Annotated in this window: 27 protein-coding genes; 10 read left to right on the top strand and 17 right to left on the bottom strand. The window is 60.5% G+C overall.

Annotated elements, in window-relative coordinates:
- Positions 1 to 19 precede the first annotated feature (19 nt).
- From IGS55_RS11005 to rsgA, 6 genes are all read left to right on the top strand, one after another.
- A complete protein-coding gene (locus IGS55_RS11005; RefSeq protein ID WP_230516910.1) occupies positions 20 to 1060 on the top strand; it encodes an SPFH domain-containing protein in 1041 nt (346 codons plus the stop codon).
- A gap of 20 nt (positions 1061 to 1080) precedes the next feature.
- Positions 1081 to 2544 (top strand): DUF4178 domain-containing protein, encoded by a 1464-nt coding sequence (locus IGS55_RS11000; protein WP_230516909.1) that lies wholly within the window; start codon positions 1081 to 1083, stop codon positions 2542 to 2544.
- Entirely contained in the window at positions 2541 to 2711 is a 171-nt protein-coding gene (locus tag IGS55_RS10995) for a hypothetical protein (protein ID WP_230516908.1), read from the top strand. Before IGS55_RS11000 ends, IGS55_RS10995 begins: the two co-directional genes overlap by 4 nt.
- 2 nt (positions 2712 to 2713) lie before the next feature.
- The gene (gene speD, locus IGS55_RS10990; RefSeq protein WP_230516907.1) at positions 2714 to 3079 is read left to right on the top strand and encodes an adenosylmethionine decarboxylase; all 366 of its coding nucleotides are present in this window, start codon (positions 2714 to 2716) and stop codon (positions 3077 to 3079) included.
- Between the two features lie 70 nt (positions 3080 to 3149).
- Complete coding sequence (locus tag IGS55_RS10985) at positions 3150 to 3704, top strand: hypothetical protein (protein WP_230516906.1); 555 nt, start codon at positions 3150 to 3152, stop codon at positions 3702 to 3704.
- 274 nt (positions 3705 to 3978) lie between these two features.
- The gene (gene rsgA / locus IGS55_RS10980) at positions 3979 to 5043 is read left to right on the top strand and encodes a ribosome small subunit-dependent GTPase A (protein ID WP_230516905.1); all 1065 of its coding nucleotides are present in this window, start codon (positions 3979 to 3981) and stop codon (positions 5041 to 5043) included.
- Between the two features lie 75 nt (positions 5044 to 5118).
- On the opposite strand, the gene IGS55_RS10975 is transcribed toward rsgA, so the two are convergent.
- The 13 genes from IGS55_RS10975 to mnmG all read right to left on the bottom strand — a co-directional run bounded on the left by IGS55_RS10975 (position 5119) and on the right by mnmG (position 16958).
- On the bottom strand, positions 5119 to 5538 hold the full coding sequence (locus tag IGS55_RS10975) for a F0F1 ATP synthase subunit epsilon (protein ID WP_065307860.1): 420 nt from the start codon (positions 5536 to 5538) through the stop codon (positions 5119 to 5121).
- 62 nt (positions 5539 to 5600) lie between these two features.
- The gene (gene atpD / locus IGS55_RS10970) at positions 5601 to 7001 is read right to left on the bottom strand and encodes a F0F1 ATP synthase subunit beta (protein ID WP_034752705.1); all 1401 of its coding nucleotides are present in this window, start codon (positions 6999 to 7001) and stop codon (positions 5601 to 5603) included.
- 29 nt (positions 7002 to 7030) lie between these two features.
- A complete protein-coding gene (atpG, locus tag IGS55_RS10965; RefSeq protein ID WP_102293016.1) occupies positions 7031 to 7906 on the bottom strand; it encodes a F0F1 ATP synthase subunit gamma in 876 nt (291 codons plus the stop codon).
- 62 nt (positions 7907 to 7968) lie between these two features.
- Positions 7969 to 9510 (bottom strand): F0F1 ATP synthase subunit alpha, encoded by a 1542-nt coding sequence (gene atpA / locus IGS55_RS10960; protein ID WP_034752701.1) that lies wholly within the window; start codon positions 9508 to 9510, stop codon positions 7969 to 7971.
- A gap of 78 nt (positions 9511 to 9588) precedes the next feature.
- Complete coding sequence (locus IGS55_RS10955) at positions 9589 to 10134, bottom strand: F0F1 ATP synthase subunit delta (protein ID WP_034752699.1); 546 nt, start codon at positions 10132 to 10134, stop codon at positions 9589 to 9591.
- Between the two features lie 2 nt (positions 10135 to 10136).
- Complete coding sequence (locus IGS55_RS10950; protein ID WP_034752697.1) at positions 10137 to 10607, bottom strand: F0F1 ATP synthase subunit B; 471 nt, start codon at positions 10605 to 10607, stop codon at positions 10137 to 10139.
- Positions 10608 to 10650: 43 nt separating this feature from the next.
- Positions 10651 to 10929: a F0F1 ATP synthase subunit C gene (gene atpE, locus IGS55_RS10945; protein ID WP_034752695.1), complete on the bottom strand. Its 279-nt coding sequence runs from the start codon at positions 10927 to 10929 to the stop codon at positions 10651 to 10653.
- A 59-nt stretch (positions 10930 to 10988) separates the two neighbouring features.
- Complete coding sequence (gene atpB, locus IGS55_RS10940; RefSeq protein WP_046681851.1) at positions 10989 to 11798, bottom strand: F0F1 ATP synthase subunit A; 810 nt, start codon at positions 11796 to 11798, stop codon at positions 10989 to 10991.
- A 51-nt stretch (positions 11799 to 11849) separates the two neighbouring features.
- Complete coding sequence (locus IGS55_RS10935) at positions 11850 to 12218, bottom strand: ATP synthase subunit I (protein ID WP_034752692.1); 369 nt, start codon at positions 12216 to 12218, stop codon at positions 11850 to 11852.
- A gap of 270 nt (positions 12219 to 12488) precedes the next feature.
- Positions 12489 to 13376, bottom strand: coding sequence for a ParB/RepB/Spo0J family partition protein (locus tag IGS55_RS10930; RefSeq protein WP_230516904.1), 888 nt, complete (start codon positions 13374 to 13376; stop codon positions 12489 to 12491).
- A gap of 64 nt (positions 13377 to 13440) precedes the next feature.
- Positions 13441 to 14211, bottom strand: a complete 771-nt coding sequence (locus IGS55_RS10925) for a ParA family protein (RefSeq protein WP_034752687.1) — start codon at positions 14209 to 14211, stop codon at positions 13441 to 13443.
- A 156-nt stretch (positions 14212 to 14367) separates the two neighbouring features.
- Positions 14368 to 15012, bottom strand: coding sequence for a 16S rRNA (guanine(527)-N(7))-methyltransferase RsmG (gene rsmG, locus IGS55_RS10920; RefSeq protein ID WP_230516903.1), 645 nt, complete (start codon positions 15010 to 15012; stop codon positions 14368 to 14370).
- Positions 15009 to 16958, bottom strand: a complete 1950-nt coding sequence (gene mnmG / locus IGS55_RS10915) for a tRNA uridine-5-carboxymethylaminomethyl(34) synthesis enzyme MnmG (RefSeq protein WP_230516902.1) — start codon at positions 16956 to 16958, stop codon at positions 15009 to 15011. The genes rsmG and mnmG overlap by 4 nt, the downstream gene beginning before the upstream one ends.
- A 327-nt stretch (positions 16959 to 17285) precedes the next feature.
- Here mnmG and IGS55_RS10910 point away from each other — a divergent pair, with 327 nt between their 5' ends.
- The 4 genes from IGS55_RS10910 (at position 17286) to IGS55_RS10895 (ending at position 20056) form a co-directional block, all read left to right on the top strand.
- A complete protein-coding gene (locus tag IGS55_RS10910) occupies positions 17286 to 17606 on the top strand; it encodes a DMT family transporter (protein WP_230516901.1) in 321 nt (106 codons plus the stop codon).
- An 11-nt stretch (positions 17607 to 17617) separates the two neighbouring features.
- On the top strand, positions 17618 to 17977 hold the full coding sequence (locus IGS55_RS10905) for an NADH-quinone oxidoreductase subunit A (protein ID WP_139092060.1): 360 nt from the start codon (positions 17618 to 17620) through the stop codon (positions 17975 to 17977).
- Positions 17978 to 18062: 85 nt separating this feature from the next.
- Positions 18063 to 19220 (top strand): iron-containing alcohol dehydrogenase, encoded by a 1158-nt coding sequence (locus IGS55_RS10900; RefSeq protein ID WP_230516900.1) that lies wholly within the window; start codon positions 18063 to 18065, stop codon positions 19218 to 19220.
- 44 nt (positions 19221 to 19264) lie between these two features.
- Positions 19265 to 20056 (top strand): EAL domain-containing protein, encoded by a 792-nt coding sequence (locus IGS55_RS10895; RefSeq protein ID WP_230516899.1) that lies wholly within the window; start codon positions 19265 to 19267, stop codon positions 20054 to 20056.
- 46 nt (positions 20057 to 20102) lie between these two features.
- Here IGS55_RS10895 and IGS55_RS10890 read toward each other — a convergent pair whose 3' ends face one another.
- The 4 genes from IGS55_RS10890 to IGS55_RS10875 form a co-directional block, all read right to left on the bottom strand.
- The gene (locus tag IGS55_RS10890; RefSeq protein WP_442908159.1) at positions 20103 to 22157 is read right to left on the bottom strand and encodes a 3-hydroxybutyrate oligomer hydrolase family protein; all 2055 of its coding nucleotides are present in this window, start codon (positions 22155 to 22157) and stop codon (positions 20103 to 20105) included.
- An 82-nt stretch (positions 22158 to 22239) separates the two neighbouring features.
- Complete coding sequence (locus tag IGS55_RS10885) at positions 22240 to 23220, bottom strand: branched-chain amino acid ABC transporter permease (protein ID WP_034752665.1); 981 nt, start codon at positions 23218 to 23220, stop codon at positions 22240 to 22242.
- A gap of 31 nt (positions 23221 to 23251) precedes the next feature.
- Positions 23252 to 24136 (bottom strand): branched-chain amino acid ABC transporter permease, encoded by an 885-nt coding sequence (locus tag IGS55_RS10880; protein ID WP_034752662.1) that lies wholly within the window; start codon positions 24134 to 24136, stop codon positions 23252 to 23254.
- Positions 24137 to 24295: 159 nt separating this feature from the next.
- A complete protein-coding gene (locus tag IGS55_RS10875; protein ID WP_230516897.1) occupies positions 24296 to 25504 on the bottom strand; it encodes an ABC transporter substrate-binding protein in 1209 nt (402 codons plus the stop codon).
- Positions 25505 to 25553 lie beyond the last annotated feature (49 nt).

The raw sequence follows: 25553 nt of genomic DNA, 5'->3' as shown, positions 1-25553 counted from the left end.
TTTTTCAAGGACATTCATCATGAGCCTCGGCAGCTTTATCAAGAAGCAGTTTATCGACGTACTGCAGTGGAACGAAGAGACGGAAGGCGTGCTGGCCTGGCGCTTCCCCATGCAGGATTTCGAGATCCAGAACGGCGCCATCCTGAATGTGCGCGAATCGCAGATCGCCGTCTTCGTCAATGAAGGCAAGATCGCCGACGTTTTCGGTCCCGGCACGCACAAGCTGACGACGCAAACCTTGCCGCTGCTGACCAACCTGAAAAACTGGGACAAGCTGTTCGATTCGCCCTTCAAGTCGGACGTGTATTACTTCAGCACGCGCGTGCAGACCGGCCGCAAGTGGGGCACGCCGCAGCCGATCACCATCCGCGACAAGGATTTCGACATGATCCGCGTGCGCGCCTTCGGCATGTATTCGTACCGCATCGCCGACGCCCGCACCTTCTTCACCGAAATCAGCGGCACGCGCGAAGTCTATACGCGCGACGAGGTGGAAGACCAGTTGCGCGGCATTCTGATGTCGAGCATGGCCAGCTCGCTGGGCGGCGCGAACGTCCCCTTCCTCGACATGGCGGCCAACCAGGCGCTGATGGCGCAGGAAGTCAAGGATGGCCTGGCGCAGGCGTTTGCCCGCTATGGCGTGGGCCTCGATGAATTCAACGTGGCCAGCATCAGCCTGCCCGAGGAATTGCAGGCGGCGCTCGACGAGCGCATCTCGGCCGGCATGAAGGGCGGCCTGGGCGCCGACAAGATGAGCGGCTACACCAAATTCCAGGTGGCCAACGCGATCCCGCTGGCGGCGCAGAACGAAGGCGGCATGGCCGGCATCGGCGCGGGCCTCGGCGCCGGGCTGTCGATCGGCCAGGTGATGGCGCAAAGCATGGGCGGTGCGCTGCAGCAGCCCGCCCCGGCACCCGCTCCGGCGACGCCACCCGCACCCGCGGAAGAACCGGTCGAGGCGCGCCTGGAAAAACTCAAGGGTTTATTGGACAAGGGACTCATTTCGCCGGCCGACTACGATGGCGCCAAGGCCGAACTGCTGAAAAAACTGATCGGCTGATTAGAGCGAAATACGACTGCATGCAAACTGTTTCCTGTCCCAGCTGCGGCGCGGAAGTCCGCTTCCGCTCGCACGCTTCCGTGCTCGCCGTGTGCGAGTACTGCCACAGCACCATCCTCAAGGACGCCGATGCCGTCAGGGACGTGGGCAAGATGTCGGCCGTCCTGGAAGACTATACGCCGATCCAGATCGGCACGGCCGGCGTGCACGACGGCGTGCACTTCACCGTCGTCGGCCGCATCCAGCAGCGCTACAGCGCCGGCACGTGGAACGAGTGGTATCTGCTGTTCGATGACGCCAGCACGGCGTGGCTGGGCGACTCCTCCGGCCTGTACACCCTGACGCGCGAGCGCAGCACGCAAGATACCTTACCCGCCTTTGGCGAGCTGGCGCCGGGCAAACGCTACACGATCTGCGGCGAGCCGTACACGGCGGCCGAGATCCGCAACGCCGAATGCATCGCCGGCCAGGGTGAATTGCCCTTCAAGGTGGGCGCCGGCTGGCGCATCCAGGTGGCAGACTTCCGCAACTACGCGAGCTTTGTCACGCTCGACTACACGGATGGCCCGCAACCGGTCGTCTACCAGGGCGTCGCCGTCACCCTGGATGGCTTGCAGTGCCAGCTGCTGCGCGACGACGACGCCATCGCCAAAAGCGCCGGCAAGTACCGCGGCAAGCTCGATGCGCTCGACTGCCCCTCCTGCGGCAGCGGCATTCAGTATGTGCCCGGCGCGGCGGCGCAGCTCGTGTGTCCCGCCTGCCACGCGCAGCTCGACGCCAGCGGCCCGGAAGCGCAGGTGCTGGCCATCGGCAAGCAGGTGCACGACAACGCCGACATCTCCCTGGAACTGGGCGCCAGCGCGAAGATCAGCAATGTGGACTTCACGGTGATCGGCATGATGCGCCGCGCCGACGACGAAGGCAGCGAGTGGAACGAATACCTGCTGTACAACGCGCGCGCCGGCTTCTTCTGGCTGGTGGAGACGGACGATGGCTGGTCGCGCTCGAACGTGCTGCCGAACTGGCCCAACTGGGCGTCGCTGGACGCCGATACCTGCACGCTCGATGGCGCCACCTACCGCAAACTGTATGACTACGGCTCGCAGGTCGTGTATGCAGCGGGCGCCTTCAACTGGAAGGTGGCCGTCGGCGACAGCACGCATGTGCATGAATTCGAACAGGGACAGACCAAACTAGCGGCCGAGATCACCGGCGAGGAAATGACCTGGTCGCGCTCCGTGCCCGTCGCCTACGACCAGATGGCCGCCTGGTTCGGCGCCGCCTTCCATGGCGGCGACCAGGTGCGGAATATCCAGCTCAGTCACCGCGGCATCGCCAAGGTCTTCATCGTCATCGTGCTGGTATTGAACGCGATCCCGATGTTCGTCTCATTCTCCAGCACCTTGATGTGGAGTTTGCTGGGCTGCCTGGCGCTGTTCCTGCCCGCCGCTTTTCTCGACAAGAATGCAAAGAATCCCCCATGAGTAAATACGTGATCTATGCCCTGATGGTGACCTTCAGTGTCACGGCCACCAACTGGGTGCGCATGTTCAAGGTGGCCGGCAGCAGCAGCGGCAGCAGCTGGAGTTCGCGCACGGGCAGCGGCGGCGGCAGCTATGGCGGCGGTTCCAGCGGCGGGAGCCACAAATAAGCATGGCGTCCACACCGCATCTGCCCTTGGGCACCCATCTGCTGGCCGACCTGTCGGGCATCACGCCGGAACGCCTGCGCGACGGCGCCGCGCTCGAGCGTCTGCTGCGCGACGCCGCCATCGCGGCCGGCGCGCAGGTGCTGCACGGCCATTTCCACAGCTTTGGCCCGGGCCAGGGCGTCACGGGCGTGCTGCTGCTGGCCGAATCGCACATCTCCATTCACACCTGGCCGGAATGCGGCTTTGCCGCCGTCGACATCTTCATGTGCGGCGCGGCGCGGCCGCAACTGGCGCTGGACATCATCAAGGAGGCGCTGCAGGCCGCGCATTGCCAGCTCCAATCCGTGCGGCGCGCCCCGCCCGGGTAGGCCTGGCGCCGCTGGTGGATCGCGTGGGGATCGCTTACACTGTCGGCTCATTCCTCCAACCGTGACTCCCATGCGCCGTTCCGCCCTCCTTGCCCTGCCCCTGCTGCTGCTGGTTTCCGCCTGCGATGACTACACGGCGCCCAGCCTGTACCAGGCCACCACGCCCGAGTGCAAGACGTGGACGGAGGGCTCGCGTTTCGAGCTGCCGCGCGGTATCAGCATCTACGCCACGCCGCCCGTCACCCTGAAGGAAGGCGGCACGGAGCTGGCGCTGATCTTTACCTTGCCCGTCGGTACGCAAGCGAGTTTTACGCGCCTGTCCTTCCTGCTGGAAGAACCGAAACAGCAGCCCTTTGCGCAAGCCAAGATACTCACCATTTACCAGCGCGGCATGAACCAGAAGGCGGAGATCGTCGACGTCATCGAGCAGCTGCCCATCATGTTCTCCGCCGTCGGCAACAGCAAGGAGACCCAGTGGCGCCTGCGATTGCAACTACCGCGCCAGCTGCCGCAGCGTTTCGATCTGTCGATGCCCGACATGCTGGTCGGCGGCAAGCGCTACCCGGTGCGCACGTTTACCTACCGCTATTTCCCCGAGCGCCAGGCTTACGGCATGTGCAGCTGAGCCACACCCTCTGTTGACGGCGGCGCAGGCCGCTGGCACACTGATGTTTTCCATCACACAACAGGAGTAGACAACATGCGCCATTCGGATACTGCCGTGCTGTCGGCTGCCTGATCACCGTTTTTCCCCGCTAAGATTTTTAGCCCGCAATTCCCCATACGCTGATCGCGTAGCCGACTTCCCCTTCTTTCGTGCCAGTCATCGCGACTGGCGGTGCCTGCACGCGCAGGCTACACGTCCGCATGCGGACGACAGAATTTGGAATCACGCTACCATGATCGCATTCGATTTTGCACAACTACGCCTTATCGGGCTGCAGCAGGCCATCGCCAGCGCAGCCACCCAGCTCGACATCTCTTCCCCCGCCGCGCAGCTGATGCGCGTTTGCGCCGTGCACCGCGACAGCATCATTGTGCACGATGGCCTCCTGGAACACCCGGCGCAGGTCCTGCCGCGCCTGCTGCACGAACTGCAGGCGCAGGAGACCATCCTTGCCGTCGGCGACTGGGTCGCCGCCGAACACGATGGTCGCGGCACGCTGTGGATAACGGCGCACTTATCCCCAGTCACGCAGATTACGCGGCGCGGCAATGACGGCCGGCGCCAACTGCTTGCCAGCAATGTCGATACGGCCCTGCTGGTGATGGGACTGGACGAGGATTTCAATCCGCGCCGCCTGGAGCGCTATCTGGCCATCGTGCTGGCGGCGCAAGTGGCGCCCGTGGTGGTGCTGAGCAAGGCCGACGTGGCCGACGACGTGCCGGGCAAGCTGGCGCAGCTCAGACAGCGCCTGCCGCCCCATGTGCCGCTGTTTGCCATCGATACGCGCCATGCGTACGACGTGGCCATCCTGGAACCCTGGTTGAGTGCAGGCCAGACTTTGGTGCTGCTCGGTTCATCGGGTGCCGGCAAGTCCAGCCTGACCAATACCTTGTGCGCGGTGGAGCAGGCAACCAACGGCGTGCGCCATGGCGACGGGCGCGGCCGCCACACGACGACGGCCCGCTCGCTGCACCTGTGCGCCAGCGGCGCGTGCATCATCGACACGCCGGGCCTGCGCAGCTGGCGCGCCGATGCCGATGCGCAAACCTTGGCCGCCACCTTTGACGACATCGCGGCGCTGGCGGCGGCGTGCCAGTTCCGCGATTGCCGGCATGCCAGCGAGCCTGGTTGCGCCGTGCGTGGCGCCGTCGATGGGGACCGCCTGCGCAATTATCACAAGCTGCTGCGGGACGCGCGCCGCAGCGAGGAGACGCCGCTTGAGCGCATCGCCGCGCGCGCCAAGTGGAAGACGATATTGAAGGCGGGGCTGGAAAGGGGCAAGGACAAGCGCCGCTAGTTTTTACTGAAATCCGTTTGCTGAAAAAAAAGGCAGCCCGCAGGCTGCCTTTTTGTATTACTGCGTGCGAGCAAATTAATGCTTGCGCAGCTTCTGGATCGCTGCCAGCTGCGCAATCGCGCTGGCCAGCTCGGCTTGCGCTTGCGCGTAGTCGATGCCCGAATCCTTGTTGTGGATATTTTCTTCCGCCAACTTCTTCGCTTCCAGCGCTTTCGCTTCGTCGAGGTCGTGACCGCGGATCGCGGTATCGGCCAGGACGGTCACGGTATCCGGTTGCACTTCCAGCAGGCCGCCGGCAACGAAGACGAACTCTTCTTCAGCCTGGCCGACTACCTTGATGCGGACCGCGCCCGGACGGATGCGGGTAATCAAAGGCGTGTGGCGTGGGTAGATACCCAGCTCGCCCTGCTCACCCGGCAACGCGACGAATTCTGCTTCGCCTGAAAAAATCAGTTCTTCAGCGGAAACCACGTCAACGTGAATTGTGTGTGCCATGTGTGTCCTATCGGGTTGAAGAACCCCGCCTTCTGAGGGGCGGGGTTAGGCCCAGACTTAACTTAGTTAAGTTTCTTGGCTTTTTCGATTGCTTCTTCGATCGTGCCGACCATGTAGAACGCTTGTTCCGGCAGGTGATCGAGTTCGCCCGAAGCGATCATTTTGAAGCCCTTGATCGTGTCTTTGAGCGAAACGTATTTACCAGGCGCGCCGGTAAAGACTTCAGCGACGTGGAAAGGCTGCGACAGGAAACGCTGCATCTTACGTGCGCGGGCGACCAGCAGTTTGTCTTCCGGTGCCAGCTCGTCCATACCCAGAATCGCGATAATGTCGCGCAATTCCTTGTAGCGTTGCAGGGTCGTTTGCACGGCACGCGCGGTGTCATAGTGCTCTTGACCAACGATCAACGGATCCAGCTGACGCGAGGTCGAATCCAGTGGGTCCACGGCTGGGTAGATACCCAGGGAAGCGATGTCACGCGACAGCGCAACGGTCGAATCCAAGTGAGCAAACGTGGTAGCAGGCGACGGATCGGTGTAATCATCGGCTGGAACGTAGACGGCCTGGATCGAGGTGATCGAACCGGTCTTGGTCGACGTAATACGCTCTTGCAGACGGCCCATTTCTTCGGCCAGGGTCGGTTGGTAACCCACAGCCGACGGCATACGGCCCAGCAGTGCCGATACTTCGGTACCAGCCAGCGTAAAGCGGTAGATGTTGTCGACGAAGAACAGAACGTCTTTGCCTTCATCACGGAACGATTCAGCGATCGTCAGGCCGGTCAGCGCGACGCGCAGACGGTTACCTGGCGGTTCATTCATCTGACCATAGACCATCGCGACTTTGGAATTCTCCGGATTTTCCAGATCGACCACTTTCGCGTCAGCCATCTCGTGGTAGAAGTCGTTACCTTCACGAGTACGCTCACCAACACCGGCGAACACGGACACGCCGCTGTGCGCTTTGGCGATGTTGTTAATCAGTTCCATCATGTTCACGGTCTTGCCTACGCCAGCGCCGCCGAACAAACCAACTTTACCGCCTTTTGCAAACGGGCAAACCAGGTCGATCACCTTGATGCCGGTTTCCAGCAGTTCTTGCGATGGCGACAGTTCGTCGTATGCGGGAGCGGTGCGGTGGATCGACGCGATCTGCTCGTGCGACACGGGGCCGCATTCGTCGATCGGGTTGCCCAGCACGTCCATGATGCGACCCAGGGTTGCTTTACCGACTGGCACCATGATAGGTTTGCCGGTGTTCTGGATCATCATGCCGCGACGCAAGCCATCGGACGAGCCGAGTGCAATGGTACGGACAATGCCGTCGCCCAACTGCTGTTGTACTTCCAGGGTCAGTTCCGAGCCTGCCATCTTCAAGGCATCAAATACCTTAGGCATCGCGTTGCGGGGAAACTCAACGTCCACCACAGCGCCGATACACTGAACGATTTTGCCATCAGCCATGTTCGTTCCTTCAATATAGTTAAATTCGTTTAAACCGCAGCCGCACCGGCGACGATTTCGGAGAGTTCTTTGGTAATCGCAGCTTGGCGGGTCTTGTTGTAGATCAGCTTCAATTCGCCGATCACACTACCCGCGTTGTCGCTTGCAGCTTTCATCGCGACCATCCGTGCCGATTGCTCGGACGCCAGATTCTCCGCGACAGCCTGGTACACCAGCGCTTCTACATAGCGCTCCAGCAATTCGTCGATGATGCTTTGTGCATCCGGCTCGTAGATGTAATCCCACGAGTGAGCGCTCTTGTCGGCGACCATCTTGTCGGCCGTCAATGGCAGCAACTGTTCGACCACTGGTTCCTGCTTCATCGTGTTGATGAATTTGGTGTAGCACAGGTACACTGCGTCGAGCTTGCCAGCCTGGAACTCTTCGAGCATGACCTTGACAGGTCCGATCAATTTTTCCAGGTGGGGCGTATCACCAGTCTGAATGGCAGAGGCGACGATCTTGACGCCGATGCGATTCAAAAAACCCAAACCCTTGTTACCGATGGCAACTGCTTCAACCCGGTTGCCAGCTGCTTCCAGCTCGCGCGACTTCGACGTCACCTGGCGCAGGATGTTGGTATTCATGCCGCCGCACAGACCCTTGTCGGTCGTCACAACGATGAAACCCACTGCCTTCGCTTGCGTGCCCTGGGCAGCTGCCAGGAACGGGTGCGTGTATTCCGGATTGGCATTCGCCAGATTGGCGGCGATATTCCGAATCTTGTCACTGTAGGGACGGGCGGCCCGCATCCGGTCTTGCGCCTTGCGCATTTTGGACGCGGCGACCATTTCCATCGCCTTGGTGATCTTCTTCGTATTCTCTACGCTCTTGATCTTGCCTCGTATCTCTTTGCTTGATGCCATGAGTCCTTACTCCTTCTGCGCGTAGGGCGGCGCCTCACTCGAGGTGGGCGCCGCCTGGCCGCTTAATATGCGCCGGATTTCTTGAAATCAGCAATGGCCGCCGACAGAGTTGCTTCGCTGTCTTTGTCGAGTTGCTTGGTTTCTTCGATCTTGGCCAGCAGAGCAGCTTGCTTGGTCTTCATGTAAGCGTGGACACCAGCTTCGAACGACAGCACTTGCTTGACTGGCACGTCGTCCATGAAGCCTTTGTTCACCGAGAACAGCGATACGGCCATCAGCGAGATCGACAGTGGCGAGTATTGGGCTTGCTTGAGCAATTCCGTTACGCGGGCACCACGGTCCAGCTGCTTGCGGGTCGATTCATCGAGGTCCGAAGCGAACTGCGCAAACGCGGCCAGTTCACGGTACTGCGCCAAGTCGGTACGGATACCGCCGGACAGGTTTTTGATGACCTTGGTCTGGGCGGCGCCACCGACGCGCGATACGGAAATACCGGCGTTAATTGCAGGACGGATACCGGCGTTGAACAGCGAGGTTTCCAGGAAGATCTGACCGTCGGTAATCGAAATCACGTTGGTTGGAACGAATGCGGACACGTCGCCAGCTTGCGTTTCAATGATCGGCAGTGCCGTCAGGGAACCGGTCTTGCCTTTGACGGCGCCGTCGGTGAACTTCTCGACGTAGTCGGCGTTCACGCGTGCTGCGCGTTCCAGCAGGCGGCTGTGCAGGTAGAACACGTCGCCTGGGTACGCTTCGCGACCTGGTGGACGGCGCAGCAGCAGCGAGATTTGACGGTATGCAACAGCTTGTTTGGACAGATCATCGTAGACGATCAGTGCATCTTCACCGCGGTCACGGAAGTATTCGCCCATGGCGCAACCGGAGTATGGCGAGATGTATTGCATGGCGGCCGATTCCGAAGCGGAAGCGGCGACAACGATGGTGTATTCCATCGCGCCGTGCTGTTCCAGCGAGCGCACGATGTTCTTGATCGACGAGGCTTTTTGGCCAATCGCGACGTAGATACACTTCATGCCCTGGCCTTTTTGATTGATGATCGCATCAATCGCCACAGCCGACTTGCCGGTTTGACGGTCGCCGATGATCAGTTCGCGCTGGCCGCGGCCAACTGGAACCATCGCATCGATCGACTTCAGGCCGGTTTGCATCGGTTGCGAAACGGATTCACGGGCGATCACGCCCGGGGCGATTTTTTCAATCGCGGCCGTCAGTTTGGTTTCGATGGCGCCTTTGCCGTCGATCGGCTGGCCCAGCGCGTTGACAACGCGGCCGAGCAGCTCAGGACCGACTGGCACTTCCAGAATGCGGCCGGTGCATTTCACCGTGTCGCCTTCGGAGATGTGCTCGTAGGCACCCAGAATCACGGAACCGACGGAGTCGCGTTCCAGATTCATTGCCAGGCCAAACGTGTTGCCTGGGAATTCCAGCATCTCGCCTTGCATCACGTCCGACAAACCGTGGATGCGGCAGATACCGTCGGCGACGGAAATAACCGTGCCTTGATTACGCACTTCAGCGCCGCCGTCAAGACCTTGGATCCGGCTCTTGATCAACTCGCTGATTTCAGATGGGTTGAGTTGCATACTAACTCCTAAAAGTGTTTCTCTCAGCTTGCGCGAGGGGTAAGGGTCTGTCTAAGCTGGCCTGCCGAAGCGCGTGTCTTACGACACCAGTGCAGCGTGCAGTTGCTGCAACTTGGCGCGCACCGAGGTATCGAGCACCTGGTCGCCAACGACCACGCGCACGCCGCCGAGCAGCGATGGATCCACTGTGACGGCAGGGTTGAGCTTACGACTGAATTTCTTTTCCAGCGTTGCGACCAGCTCGGCCGTTTGGCCTTCGCTCAGATCGAAAGCGCTCGTGATCTCGGCGTCAGCCGCACCTTCCAGGCCATTTTTCAAGGCATGGAATTGCGCGCCGATTTCCGGCAGCAGGCTGATGCGGCCATTTTCGATCAACATCGTGACGAAGTTTTTCACTTCCTCATTGAGCGGCGATTTCAACAACGACAGGATGGTGGCGGCGACGTCGCTTTCCGAAACTTTCGGATTGCGCGCGTACGCCTGTACCTCGGGGTGGCTACCGATCTGTGCCAGTTCGGACACCAGCTCGGACCACGCCGCGAGGTTGCTTGACTCCTTACCAGCTTGGGCTACGCGGAACAAAGCTTCCGCGTAGGGACGGGCGACGGTTGCGAGTTCTGCCATGATTACAGCTCGACAGCAAGACGCTGCAACATTTCGGCGTGAGCCGTAGCGTTAACTTCACGCTTCAAGATCTGCTCGGCACCCTTGACAGCCAGGTCAGCCACCTGAGCGCGCAATTGTTCGCGTGCTTTCGACAGTTGCTGTTCGGCGTCCGACTGGGCTTGCGCAATGATACGCGCAGCTTCAGCTTGTGCATTTTGCTTGATCTCTTCAGCAACCAGCTGCGCGCGCTTTTCAGCGTCCGCAACGCGTTGCGACGCTTCTTCACGTGCACTGTTCAATGCCTCTTGCGCACGCTTTTCAGCGACTGCCATCGAAGCTTGACCTTGATCGGCCGCAGCCAATCCATCCGCGATTCGTTTGGCACGCTCATCCAGCGCATTGTTCAGCGCTGGAAATACGAACTTCATCGAGAACCAGACCAACACCGCGAAGGTGATCATCTGGCCGATGAGCGACATATTGATGTCCATACCTTTGCTCCTAACTAAAAGTTTCTCCTAGGGTTGGAGCGAATTACTGAGCAACAGCCGTCAGAGCGGACAGGAACGGGTTAGCGAACGTGTACAGCAGAGCAACACCAACGCCGATCATCGAAATAGCATCCAGCAGACCAGCGATAACGAACAGTTTGGTTTGCAGTTGTGGCATCAGTTCTGGTTGACGTGCCGAAGCTTCCAGGAATTTGCCACCCAAGATAGCGAAGCCCAGAGCGGTGCCGATTGCGGCCAGGCCGATGATGATTGCTGCTGCCAGAACGGTCATGCTTTGTACTTGTGCGATCAGAGCTTGCATAAAATTCTCCTAAATTTAAAAACGAAAGATACTAAAAAAACAAAATATAAAGTTAATGATTAATGTTTCTCAACCGCAAGGCTCAGATACACAACCGTCAACGCCATAAACACAAAAGCTTGCAAAGTTACAATCAAGATATGGAAAATTGCCCATGGACCACCCAACGCCCACTGTGCCCACCAAGGCAACAACGCGATCAAGATGAAAATCAGTTCGCCGGCATACATATTGCCGAACAGTCGCAGCGACAGGGAGATCAGTTTTGCAACCAGCTCAACCATTTGCAGCAAGAAATTGACAGGTGCCAGGGCGATCGTGCCGATCAGGCCGCTCGCGTGGAATGGTGCCGTGAACAGTTCCTTGATCCAGCCGCCCAGGCCCTTGGCCTTGATCGAGAAGGCAATCACGCACAGCACGACCGACAGCGACATGGCGAAGGTGTGGTTGACGTCGGCGGTCGGCACGGCACGCAGTTTATGCACGCCAAACCAGCTCAGAATCTTCGGCAACAGGTCAACCGGCAGGAAGTCCATCGCGTTCAGCAACCAGACCCACACAAAAATAGTGATGGCCAGCGGCGCGATGACCTTGCTTTTCGCGTGGAAGGCCCCATTAATAGTGTCATTGACGATTTCCATGACCATTTCGACGAAGTTTTGCAACTTGCCAGGGACACCAGCCGTCGCGCGGCGCGACGCCATATAGAAAACAGCCAGGAAAACAAAGCCCAGAATGGCCGAAATCCAGAACGTATCCAGATTGATCATGCCGTCGGCACTTCTCAGGTGGGCCAGATGGTGACTGATGTATTCTGTGGCGTTGGCCGGGGCAGCATGGCCCGCTTCAATAGCGTGTTCTGTGGTCATAATGAATTTAGATTTGTCGTTTCAGAGCTCAACAGGCCCCAAAACCAATGATTAAACAGCGAGCAATGAAAACCAGTATGCTAAGGTTGCCACCGCGAAACCCAAGATCAGCCATAACCAGGCGGCCGACTGAAACAACACCAGTGCCAATATAAACAGCACCGCTGTGATAAATATTTTCACCACTTCTGCGCGCAAATGCGCCCGGAATGCCTTATTGGCGTCGCTAGAACCGCGAACCACCAACAGGGCATACACCAGGCTACCGATGACTGCGATAGCGCCGCCGTATGCGGCGGACCAGCCTCTGACACTGCCACCGAAAAACAGGGTGACCGTGGCAAAACTGATAGCGATTGCTAGCTGCAAGGCAACTACTTTGTAGACTGGCTTGGCAATACTTTGTTGTGAATCACTCAATTGCCAAGTTCCCAGAAAAATCTACACACGCAAAGACACGGGATTATAGTTGGCTTTGATCTATAGAGTCAAACGTTGCTGCACCGCAGCAGGGCAATTGCTGCGTGAAACTGACGCTTTACCGACTATTCGCCGCCATTTGCACCACTATATGGCAAAGCCGCTTGTCTGGCCGCTCCCAGCCGTGTTATCAAGGAATCACGTGGTGCATCCGGAAAGCATGGCCGGATTGTTCACACCCGCATGCCTCCTGTCTTTGCAGCTTGCTATTTAACCACGCAAGCGGGTCAACAAACCATCCAGTACGTCAAGATCGGCAAAATCAATCACCAATTGGCCACGGCCCTTGTTGCCCATCTTGAACACCACGGGCGTGGCCAGCGCATCGGACAGCTCTTCTTCCAGGCGCGCGATGTCGCCGGACTTTTCCTTTTGCCGCGGCTCGACCGGGTTGGCCGCTTCCTCAAGCGTGCGGGTAACCAGCTTTTCCGTTTCGCGCACGGACAGGCGCTTGGCCACGACCTGATTGGCCAGCGTGATCTGGCTGGCCGCATCGACGGCCAGCAGCGCGCGCGCATGGCCCATGTCGATATCGCCGGCCATCAGCATGGTTTGCACGGGAGCGGCCAGGTTCATCAAACGCAACAGGTTCGACACGGCGCTGCGCGAGCGTCCCAGCGCAGTGGCCGCTTGCTCATGCGTAAAGCTGAAGTCGGCGATCAGGCGGTGAATGCCCTGCGCTTCTTCCAGGGGATTGAGGTCTTCGCGCTGGATGTTCTCGATCAGTGCCATGGCCGCGGCGGCCAGGTCGTCCACATCGCGCACCAGCACCGGCACTTCCGTCAGGCCGGCCAGTTGCGAAGCGCGGAAACGGCGTTCGCCGGCGATGATTTCATATTTGACAAGTCCGCTCAAGGTGTCTTGCCCGATCGGGCGCACCAGGATCGGCTGCATCAGCCCTTGCGCCTTGATCGAGGCGGCCAGTTCGTTCAAGGCCCCTTCGTCCATGCGCGTGCGCGGCTGGTATTTGCCGGCCTGCATTTGCGACACGGGCAAGTTCGACGGTTGATGCGTGTCCGGACTGGCGAAGTCGCCACCGCCGCCGCCCAACAGGGCGTCGAGTCCGCGACCCAGTCCTTTTAATTTTTTCGTAGCCATGCTGTCCTAATCGTGTTTTCAGAGTAAGCGCTCACACCATATTGTGCAGACGCTCGCCCCTTGTTTACATATGTTTGATGCGTTCGACCATCTCGGCGCCGAAGGCGATATACGCCTGGGCACCTTTCGAGCTCGGATCGAAGGTCACGCCGGGCAAACCGTACGACGGCGCTTCGGCCAGGCGCACGTTGCGCGGGATGATGGTATTGAACACCTTGTCGCCGAAGTGCTGTTCCAGCTGGGCCGACACTTGTTGCGATAATGTCATGCGTGGATCGAACATCACGCGCAGCAAGCCGATGATCTTCAAGTCCGGGTTCAGATTGGCGTGCACCTTCTTGATGGTGTTGACCAGATCGGACAGGCCTTCCAGCGCGTAGTACTCGCACTGCATCGGGATGATCACGCCATGCGCGGCGCACAGGCCGTTCAGGGTCAGCATCGATAATGCCGGCGGGCAATCCACTAAGATGAAATCGTATTCGCCGTCCACTTCGGCCAGCGCATCCTTGAGGCGGCGTTCGCGGTTGTCGAGCTCGACCATCTCCACTTCCGCGCCGGCCAGTTCGCGGTTCGACGGCAAGACATCGAAGCGCCCCGCTTCCGAACGCTGGCGTGCCGTCTTGACATCGGATTCGCCCAGCATGACTTCATAGGTCGACGCCTTCAGGCCGGCCTTGTTGATGCCGGCGCCCATGGTCGCATTGCCCTGCGGGTCGAGGTCGACCAGCAGCACGCGCTGGTTCAACTTGGCCAGACCGGCGGAGAGGTTGACGCTTGTTGTGGTTTTACCAACACCACCCTTTTGATTTGCTACACAAAAAATTTTGGCCATGTATCTTCTAGTTGTAAAGAGATGCAAACTTCATCATGCGCCCCGGCATCCCGCCGAAACGATTTATACTGTTTATTTTATTTATACGATATAAATCGTTTATACGGTTTATATTATTTATACCGTATAAACTGTTTATATCATTTATTTCGACTTTTAAATTCTTGCTATAAAGACCAGATGACGCTCTGCATTTAGCCCTGGCACCTGGATTGCTCGTAATTCCGTCACTTTCCAGTCCGCCGGCAGTCGCTCGCGCTCGTCTGGCGGTGCCACCCCTTTCAAGGCGATGAATTGCCCGCCCTCGGCCAGCACGTGGTTCGACCAGTTGACGAAGTCGGACAGGTCGGCAAAAGCGCGCGAGGTGATCACGTCGAATTTCTGCTGCACTTCCAGCTGTTCCACCCGTTTCGTGTACACGGTGACGTTGCTCAAGCCCAGTTCGGCCTTCACTTGCGTCAGAAAAGCCGTCTTCTTGTGCACGGTATCGATCATCGACACCTTGATATCGGGCCGCGCGATGGCCAGGACCATGCCCGGCAAGCCGCCGCCGGCGCCCACGTCGAGCACGTTTTTCGCGTCCGCAAACGCCGGCACGGCGGCCAGCGAATCGAGCACGTGCAGGGTCAGCATCTGCATAGGATCGCGCACCGACGTCAGGTTGTACACGCTATTCCATTTGGCCAGCAAGGCCAGGTAATCGAGCAGTTTTTCCGTCTGATCCGCGCTCAGGTCCAGCCCCAGCGCGGCGATGCCTTCATTCAAAATGGGGGCCAATGCGGCCCGGTCAAACTGCTTCATTCAACAACCTCGTCCTTTAAAGTGGTGGTCTGTATTTCGGCCTGACCTGCACCAAAGCCGCGCTTTTTCAGGTGCACCAGCAGCAGCGAAATGGCCGCTGGCGTCACGCCCGAAATGCGCGATGCCTGGCCCAGGGTTTCCGGGCGCTGCTTGTCGAGTTTTTGCCGCACTTCGACCGACAGCGCACCGATATCGAGGTAATTGAAACCTTCTGGCAAGGCCAGGTTTTCATAGTGTTCGTGGCGCTCGATTTCCTTGCTCTGGCGCTCGATATAGCCCGCATATTTGAGCTGGATTTCCACCTGTTCGCGCACGGCCGCATCCTCCACGCCGGGGCCGGCCAAGGCCTGGCCTTCCATGCCCGTCATGCTCATCAAGGTGTCGTAGGCGACGTTCGGGCGGCACAGCAGGTCCGCCAGCGAGTACTCGCGTTCGATGGCCTGGCCCACGATGCGTTCCGATTCGGCGGCCGCCAGGATGCGCGGATTGACCCACGTGGAACGCAGGCGCTGCAGTTCCAGCGCCACCGCTTCGCGCTTGGTCTCGAACGCTTGCCATTGGGCGTCGCCGACGCAGCCCAGAGCGCGGCCGATTTCCGTCAGGCGCATGTCGGCATTGTCTTCGCGCAGGCTCAAACGGTACTCGGCGCGGCTGGTGAACATGCGGTACGGTTCCTGCACGCCCTGGGTGATCAGATCGTCGACCAGCACGCCCAGATAGGCCTCGGAGCGGCCCGGTACCCAGGCTTCCTTGTCCTGCGTCAGCAAGGCCGCATTCAGGCCCGCCAGCATGCCTTGCGCGGCCGCTTCTTCGTAGCCGGTGGTGCCATTGATCTGGCCGGCGAAGAACAGGCCGGCGACGGCCTTCGTTTCCAGCGATGCTTTCAAGCCGCGCGGATCGAAATAATCGTACTCGATGGCATAACCAGGGCGCAGGATATGGGCGTTTTCCATGCCCTTCATCGACTGCACCAGGGCGATCTGCACGTCGAACGGCAAGCTTGTGGAAATGCCGTTCGGATAGAACTCATGCGTCGTCAAGCCTTCCGGTTCGAGGAAGATCTGGTGCGATTCCTTGCCCGAGAAACGGTGGATCTTGTCTTCGATCGAGGGGCAATAGCGGGGGCCCACGCCTTCGATGACGCCCGTGTACATGGGGCTGCGGTCGAGGCCGGCACGGATGATGTCATGCGTCCGGCTATTCGTGTGCGTGACCCAGCACGGCACCTGGCGCGGGTGCATGGCCGTGTTGCCCATCACAGAGAACACGGGTACGGGATCGAGGTCGCCCGCCTGTTCCTGCATCACGGAAAAGTCGATCGTGCGGCCATCGATGCGCGGCGGCGTGCCCGTTTTCAAACGGCCCTGCGGCAGTTTCAGCTCTTTCAGGCGGGCCGACAGCGAGATGGCGGGCGGGTCGCCGGCGCGGCCAGCCGAATAGTTATTCAAGCCCACGTGGATCTTGCCGTCGAGGAAAGTACCGGCCGTCAGCACGACGGCGCGCGCGAGAAACTTCAGGCCGATCTGCGTGACGGCGCCGACGACCCGGTCGCCTTCGACGATCAGGTCATCGACCGCTTGCTGGAACAGCCACAGGTTAGGCTGGTTTTCCAGGCGCGTGCGGATGGCGGCCTTGTACAAAATACGGTCGGCCTGGGCGCGCGTGGCGCGAACTGCCGGGCCTTTCGAGGAATTCAGGATACGAAACTGGATGCCGGATTCGTCGGTGGCAATCGCCATCGCGCCGCCCATGGCATCGACTTCCTTGACCAGATGGCCCTTGCCGATGCCACCGATGGAGGGGTTGCACGACATCTGGCCCAGTGTCTCAATATTATGCGTGAGCAATAGCGTCTTCTGCCCCATGCGGGCGGAAGCGAGGGCCGCCTCGGTACCGGCGTGACCACCGCCGACAACGATGACGTCGAATTCTGTAGGAAATAACATGATAAATAGGTAACAGTGCAAGTAAAAATGCGGGAAGAGAGCTCCGATTATAGAGTCTTTTTGCAAGCGCAACCTTCCAAGGGCCAATTTTTGCTTAATTTTTACTCAGCACGGGCAAGTCAACGGTGATTTTTGTTTCACGTGGAACACGCAGCTGTGCCAGGACAGGCCCGCGCTGGGGCTGCGGCATCCGGCAATGTTTGCTACAATTGCCGCATCGTCCGCATCCGTGGCCACGCCAGTGGCCATCGTGACGATCATCCAGGAGGACGGCCTCCCCCATCATGGGAACACACCGGGACGGCCCGCTCTGTATAAGGAGCCGCCATGGCCTGGATACTGTTACTTATTGCCGGCATGTTTGAAGTCGTGTGGGCATACTCGATGAAACTCTCCGAGGGTTTCACCAAACCCACTGCCTCTGTCATTACCATCGTCATGATGATCGCCAGCTTCGGCTTGCTGTCGCTGGCCATGCGCACCCTGCCCCTGGGCACTGCCTATACGATCTGGACGGGCATCGGCGCCGTCGGCGCCTTTATCGTCGGCATCGTTTTTCTGGGCGAGCAAGTGAACACCATGCGCGTGTGCGCCGCCATCCTCATCGTGTGCGGCATCGTGCTGATGAAACTGTCATCGAGCCACTGAGAGGAATCCCCATGCTCCTCGAAAACTATTTTCCCGTTCTCCTGTTCATTCTGATCGGCATCCTCGTCGGCATCGTGCCCATGCTGCTGGGCCGTGCGCTCGGTCCGCACAAACCGGATGCACAAAAACTGTCGCCGTACGAATGCGGCTTCGAAGCATTCGGCGACGCGCGCATGAAGTTCGACGTCCGCTTCTATCTGGTCGCCATCCTGTTCATCCTGTTCGATATCGAAGTCATCTTCCTGATGCCGTGGGCGGCCAATGTCAACGAACTGGGCCTGGTCGGTTTCTGGGCCGTCATGGGTTTTCTCGCCGTGCTGACAATCGGACTAGTCTATGAGTGGAAAAAAGGCGCGCTGGACTGGGAGTAAGCTCCGCTTTTGGTTCCACGTGAAACAGGCGCGGGGCTGGAAAGCGGAGTAAGCTTGGCTTCTGTCCTCACTGTCAGGAGTCTGCATGTCCGCCTTCCAGTTTCGCACCGTGCCGCATCTGATCGTTGAACCGGGCGCCGCCGCCCAACTGGGCACGCACATCGCCCACCACTTTCCCACCGTGCGCCGCACCCTGCTCGTCACCGACGCAGGCTTTTTGCGCACGGGCCTGGCCGACGCCTCCCGGCACAGCTTGCAGGCGGCCGGCATCGAGGTCCACGTCTTTTCCGATGTACAAGCCGATCCGCCCGAAGCCGTCGTACTGGCCGGCGTGGCCCAGGCGCAGATGTTTCACGTGGAACTGATTATCGGCCTCGGTGGCGGCAGCTCGCTGGACGTGGCCAAGCTGATCGCCGTACTGGCGCCAGGCCACCAGGAACTGGCGCAACTGTATGGCATCGGCAATGTCCATGGCCAGCGCCTGCCCCTCGTGCAATTGCCGACCACGGCCGGCACGGGCTCGGAAGTGACGCACATCGCCATCGTCACCACGGGCGCCACCAGCAAGATGGGCGTGGTCGCGCCGCAACTGTATGCGGACCTGGCTATCCTCGACGCCAGCCTGACCCTCGGTTTGCCGCCCGCCGTGACGGCCGCCACCGGCATCGATGCCATGGTGCATGCGATCGAAGCGTACACGAGCCGCCTGCTGAAAAATCCCTTGTCCGACATGCTGGCCACGCAAGCGCTGTCGCTGCTGTCCAGCAATCTGCTCACCGCCTGCCGCGATGGCGCCAACGTGCCGGCGCGCCAAGCCATGCTACTGGGCGCCATGCTGGCCGGCCAGGCGTTTGCCAATGCGCCCGTGGCCGCCGTGCATGCGCTCGCCTATCCCATCGGGGGACTGTTCCACGTGCCGCACGGCCTGTCGAATGCGCTGGTGCTGCCGCACGTGCTGCGTTTTAATCTGTCACATGCGACGCCCCTGTATGCGCAACTGGCCACCATCCTGCAGCCCGGCATCGCGGGCAGCGAAGAAGCGCGGGCCGTGGCCCTGATCGACGCCATGCAGGACATTGCCCAGGCCACGGGCATCGTGCACACCCTGCGCGAGGTGGGCATCGCAGCCGGTGACCTGGACCGCCTGGCCGATGAAGCCATGCTGCAGACGCGCTTGCTGGGCAACAATCCCCGGCCCGTCACGCGCGCCGACGCGCGCGCCATCTATGCGGCCGCACTGTGAGCCAGCAGACGGAAGCAGCCAACCCACCTTGCTACACTGCCGCCATGACGCCTCCCGACATCCCCATCCATCCTGACAGCACCAGCTTTCCATACGGTGCCTGCGCCGGCTGCCACGACAGCGCGCCGCTGCCGTTTGCCTTCGAGTATGCGTATCAACCCATCGTCGACCTGGCCACGCGCAGCATCTATGCGCACGAGGCGCTGGTGCGCGGCCCCAACGGCGAAAGCGCGGCCAGCGTGCTGGCGCAAGTCAACGACGACAACCGCTACCGCTTCGACCAGGCTTGCCGCGTCAAGGCCGTGGCCGGCGCCGCCAGGCTGGGCATGCAGGGATTTCTGTCGATCAACTTCCTGCCCAACGCCGTCTACCGTCCTGAAGTGTGCATCCGCAGCACCCTGGAAGCGGCCAAGCTCCATCACTTCCCTACCGACAAAATCATCTTTGAGGTGACGGAAGGCGAACGGGTGCAAGACCGTCCGCACCTGGTCGAGATTTTCCGCGCCTATCGGCGTTTCGGTTTCCAGACGGCCATCGATGATTTCGGCGCCGGCTATGCGGGCTTGAACTTGCTGGCCGAATACCAGCCCGACATCATCAAGATCGACATGGACCTGGTGCGCGGCATCGATACGCAGGCGCCGCGCCAGGCCATCGTGCGCGCCATCGCCAGCCTGTGCCGTGAGCTCGGTATCCGCGTGCTGGCCGAAGGCATCGAGACCCGCGCCGAACGCGATTTTCTTTCCGGCTGCGGCATTTCCCTGATGCAGGGCTACTGGTTTTCCAAGCCCGTCTTCCAGGGGCTGGGCCACATCGCCGAGTCGGCCTGGGAGTAAAAACGGCCACGTGAAACGTGGCCGCAAGTTTCACAAGCGATACAGCCTAGTTGGGAATATCCACCTGCGTCCCCGTCACACTGATGACATTACCGGGCGCCGGCGCCGTGGCGATCGCTGGCACGTTGACATTCGTGATCAGGGTCGACGCATCGGCGCGCGTCACCGTGCGCACCACCTGCGATGGCGGCAGAGCTTGCTTGGCATTCAAGTGTGCATACATGGCGTCCAGCGCCCGGTTCAGGTACACATGTAGCGGCACGATCAAGGTCGGCAAGGCGCTGCTGAAAGAATCGAAATGGTTGGCGTTGGTTACCTCGATATAGCGCAACTGGCTGTTCGCCCCTTCCACGGCGGCGTTCAGGCCCAGATAGGCGCGCGAGGCGTGATTGACGGGAATCAAGGTGTCGCTGCGCCCGTGCACGATGATGGCCGGCTTGCCGTTCAGTTTGCCGCTGGCCGCGACCTCGGCCATGCCGGCCCGCACGCGCACGCTTTGCCCGGCCAATGCCCCTTGCAAGTTGGCGCCGCTGACGGCGTCGCGCCCCGTCGCCAGGCTGCGCAGGCACAGGAAGCCGTCGAGCGACTGGTCCGCCAGGCTGCTCGATGGCGACACGCCGGCCGTGTAGACCTTGGCGCCGCCCACGCTGTTCTCGTACACGACATTGCCGAGGATACCGTTTTGCGCGGCAAAGCTGGCCGCCTTTTGCACCGACGTGAACGCGATCGGATTGCCGCTGCCGTCCGTCTGCGCAAACGTGAAACCGCACACTTTATCGGTCACGGAGAATTTTCCATAGGCATACGCATACGTGACGGCCACGAGGATGTTCGTGCCCGCGTGCGCGGCCTGCAGCGGATCGGAGTCGGACAACCAGCCATACGCGCGCAAGCGCTGCTTGGCGTCCGCCTGCTGCGCCGCCAGGTCGGCGCCGTTCAATAGCCCCTTGGCGACGAGCGCCGTGCAGCGTCCCGCATTGCCGGCCACGGAAGCGATGCATGGCTGATACAGGGCCGCATACGTGGCGTAGTCGAACAGCGCACGGCCGGGATTGGCCACCGCCGCCCCACCCTGGCGCACAGTGTAGGCGCTCGATGCCGCCGGCTGGACTTGCGGCTCGCTGGCCGCCACGCCGCTGATCAAGCCTCTGGTATCCTGCTCCGCCGCCAGCAAGGCCGAGCCGGCGCCGTTGGAAATGCTCGAGGCGATCGTGATGGTATTCTTCGGCGTCAGGCGCACGATGCGCGAACTGCCGTCGCGGGCCAGCACGCCATAGCGCTCGTTCAACACATAATACGCCATCTCGACGGCCTGCAAGGTCACCTTGCCCCAGTCCTTCTCGGGGTTCTGCTGCGAGTGCGCATGCTTGAAGGCGATGCGGTTCGGATTGGTGCCAGCCCAGGCCAGCCGCTCGGCGTCGCTCAGGTCCGGCGCGAAGAGCGCGTTCTTGCCGGCGGCCACCCTGCCCGCGCGCAGGCCGTTCTGCAGGTTGACGCTGTCGTCTTCGAACACATACAAGCCCGTGCCGGAACCCTTGTCCGCATACGCCACGGCGCAGCCTTTTTTCAAGCCCCATTCACCGGAACTGCCGATGGCGCCGTAGATGCCGCGCGAGCCGCTCGACGTGCCCGTGACGATGCAGGCATGGTCGGGATCGAAGCTGGCCGGCACCTGCACCATCAAGGTGACGTTCTTCTTGCCCGTGCCATCGTCGGCATAGGCGATGTATTCACTGCCCGCGACCAGGCCCTCGTCCATACCCGCGTTCCCGGACGCATCCACGTTCGGTCCGTACAAGGTGCCGTAGCCGCTGTTGGCGGCAATGTCGAGCACGGCACGGTAATTGGCGTAGATGGCATTGCGGCGCAGTTCAAGCGGCGTCGGCTGTTCCACGTTCGCATACGCGGGAGTTGCTCCCGCCAGCCCCGTCTTGCCAAGGCCAGCCGTCAGCAGATCGTTCGTCTTGCCGTCGTAGTCGGCGCGCGTGATGGTACCCAGGTAGCCGGGCATCTGGTTCAGTTCTTCCGGCGCATGGTTGCTGCCGCAGGCTGCCAACACCAGCACGGTGCACAGACTGCTCCCCGCGCGCGTGATCGTCATTTGCATGGTGGTACTCTCCGTTGAAGTAACAGTGGACGCACAATGAAAAACGCCGGACGATCCGTCCGGCGTTGCTTGAAAATCAGACCGCGGCTTTGGCAGCCCTGCCGCCGAAACGGGCGATGGCTTCGCCGACGATGCCGCGCCGGAACATCAGCACGCAGATGACGAAGATCACGCCCGTCACCATGCCCACCGATTCGCCCAAGGTGCCGAACCACTCGATGCCCGTGTGCGTGGCCAGGTAAGTACCAACATCGCCCAGCTTGTTTTCCAGCGCAATGATCAGCACGGCGCCGAGGATGGGGCCGGACAAGGTACCCATGCCCCCCACCAAGGTCATCAGCACGACCAGGCCCGACATGCCCCAATAGACATCGGTGAGGGTTTCAAAGCCCAGCACCAGGGTCTTGGTGGCGCCGGCCAAGGCGGCGAGCGAAGCGGACAGGACGATGGCCATCAGCTTGTACTTGTTGACGTCGTAACCGAGCGAGATGGCGCGCGGCTCGTTTTCCTTGATCGCCTTGAGGACCTGACCGAAAGGCGAGTGGATGGTGCGAACGATCAGGGCGAAGCCGGCGACAAAAATGGCCAGCACGACGTAGTACAACACCGTGTCATTGCCCAGGTCTATCGTGCCCAGCAAGGTTCCACGTGGAACACCCTGCAAGCCATCCTCGCCGCCCGTGAACGGCAGGCGCAAGGCCAGGAAGTACACCATCTGCGCCAGCGCCAGGGTGATCATCGTAAAGTAGATGCCCTGGCGGCGGATCGCCAGGCCGCCGATCACCAGGCCCAGCAAGGCGCCCGTGGCGACGCCGGCCAGCAAGCCCAGTTCCGTCGGCCAGCCCCAGGTGCGCAGCGCATAGCCGGTGACATAGCCGGCGCCGCCGAAGAAGGCCGCGTGGCCGAACGACAGCAAGCCCGTGTAGCCGATCAGCAAGTTGAACGCGCAGGCAAACAGGGCAAAGCACAGCAACTTCATCAGGAAGACGGGATAGCCGTAAAACGGGGCCGCCAACGCCAGCAGCAGGGCAATGGCGTAGCCTACATTCTTATTCATCGTGGTAGCTCCAATACATGACTGATGAGGATTACTTTTCTTTGCCGAACAGGCCGGCGGGACGCAGCAGCAGCACGATGACCATCACCACGAACACCACGGTGGCCGAGCCTTCCGGGTAGAACACGCGGGTCAGGCCCTCGATGACGCCCAGGCCGAGGCCCGTCAGGATGGAGCCCATGATGGAACCCATGCCGCCGATCACCACCACGGCAAACACGACGATGATCAGGTTCGAGCCCATCAGCGGCGAGACCTGGATGATCGGCGCCGCCAGCACGCCTGCGAACCCGGCCAGCGCCACGCCGAAGCCGAACGTCAGCGTCACCATCAGCGGCACGTTGATGCCGAACGCTTCCACCAGTTTCGGGTTTTCCGTGCCGGCCCGCAGGTAGGCGCCTAATTTGGTTTTCTCGATGACGAACCAGGTGGCCAGGCACACGGAGAGCGAGGCGATCACCACCCAGGCGCGGTAGTTCGGCAAGATCATGAAGCCGAGATCCGTCGCGCCGGCCAGCGCTTCGGGGACGGCATACGGCTGGCCCGAGACGCCATAGAACGAGCGGAACACGCCTTCCATGATCAGGGTGATGCCGAAGGTCAGCAGCAAGCCATACAGGTGGTCGAGTTTATACAGCCAGCGCAGCATGGTCTTTTCGATCAGGATGCCGACCAGGCCGACAAGGATCGGGGCGATGACGAGCATGGCCCAGTAATTGATGTCGAAATAGCTGAGGCCCATCCAGGCCAGGAAGGCGCCCATCATGTACATGGCGCCGTGCGAGAAATTAATAACGTTAAGCAAGCCGAAGATGACGGCCAGACCGAGGGACAACATGGCATAGAACGAGCCGTTGACAAGACCCAGCAGCAGCTGGCTCATCATCGCTTGTATTGGAACGCCGAAAATTTCCATGGCATCACAGTATAAAAAGCACCGCCGGATAGCGGTGTGGTATCAAGGGAAACGCGCCATCGCAAACGGGTGCGGCGGCGCAAGGCGAACCCTGCGGGCGAAGCATGCAGGACAGAGCGCCCGCGCGCAGGCGGGCACTCTGTGGAGGTTGCTACAGCGTTACTTCCACAGCGAACACTTCGACTCGGCCTTGGTCACATATGCTTGCGCGCCGGGCACGGTGGCGACCACCTTGTAGTAATCCCATGGGTATTTCGACTCGGACGGTTTCTTGACTTCCATCAAATACATATCGTGCACCATGCGGCCATCGGGACGCACTTCGCCATTCTGGGTGAACATGTCGTTGATCTTGGTCTTTTTCAGGTAGGCCATGACCTTCTCGGTGTCATCCGTACCGATCGCCTTGACGGCTTTCAGGTAGTTGGCCGCCGCCGAATAGTCGGCCGCCTGCAGCATCGATGGCTCTTTCTTCATCTTGGCGAAATAGCGTTTCGACCAGGCGCGCGTGTCCGCATTCAAGTCCCAATACCAGCCATCCGTCAGGTACATGCCTTGCGTCAGGTTCAGGCCCAGCGAATGGATGTCATTGATGAAGATCAGCAAGCCGGCCAGTTTCATCGATTTGGTCAAGCCGAACTCGTTCGCCGCCTTGATGCTGTTGATGGCGTCGCCACCGGCATTGGCCAGGCCGAGGATTTGCGGTTTTGCCGATTGCGCCTGCAGCAGGAAGGACGAGAAATCCGAAGCGCCCAGCGGATGCTTGACGCTGCCCAGCACCTTGCCGCCGGCCGCCTTGACGACCTCGGCCGTGTCTTTTTCCAGCGAGTGGCCGAACGCATAATCTGCCGTCATAAAATACCAGTTCTTGCCGCCCTGCTTGACGATGGTGCCGCCCGTACCGCGCGCCAGCGCCACCGTGTCGTAGGCGTAGTGCACGGTGTACGGCGTGCACTCTTCATTCGTCAGGCGCGAGGAGCCGGCGCCGATGGCGATGAAGATTTTTTTCTTTTCCGCCGCCACCTTGGCCATGGCCAGGCTGGCGCCGGAATTGGTGCCGCCGATCAGCATGTCGACGCCCTGCTGGTCGAACCATTCGCGCGCTTTCGAAGCGGCGATGTCGGCCTTGTTTTGATGGTCGGCGGAAATGAATTCCACCTTCTTGCCGGCCAGTACCACGCCGGCATCGGCGATCGCCATCTTGATGGCTTCCGCGCCGCCGAGGCCGTCGACGTCGGAATACACGCCCGACATGTCGGAAATAAAACCGATCTTGATGGTGTCGCCCGATACCTGGGCGTACGCGCCGGCGGAAAAGCCCAATGCGCAAAGAGTGGCGGTGGCAATGGCGATAGCGTTACGTTTCATAGTGTCTCCGTTGGGATTATTGTTTGCTATTCAGACGATTGCTGGTCGA

Origin of the sequence: Janthinobacterium sp. EB271-G4-3-2, from assembly GCF_020858035.1 — a bacterium.
Classification (GTDB): Bacteria; Pseudomonadota; Gammaproteobacteria; order Burkholderiales; family Burkholderiaceae_D; genus Janthinobacterium; species Janthinobacterium aestuarii.
The sequence above is the reverse complement of the archived record's forward strand: the minus strand, read 5'-3'. Positions and strand labels throughout refer to the sequence as shown.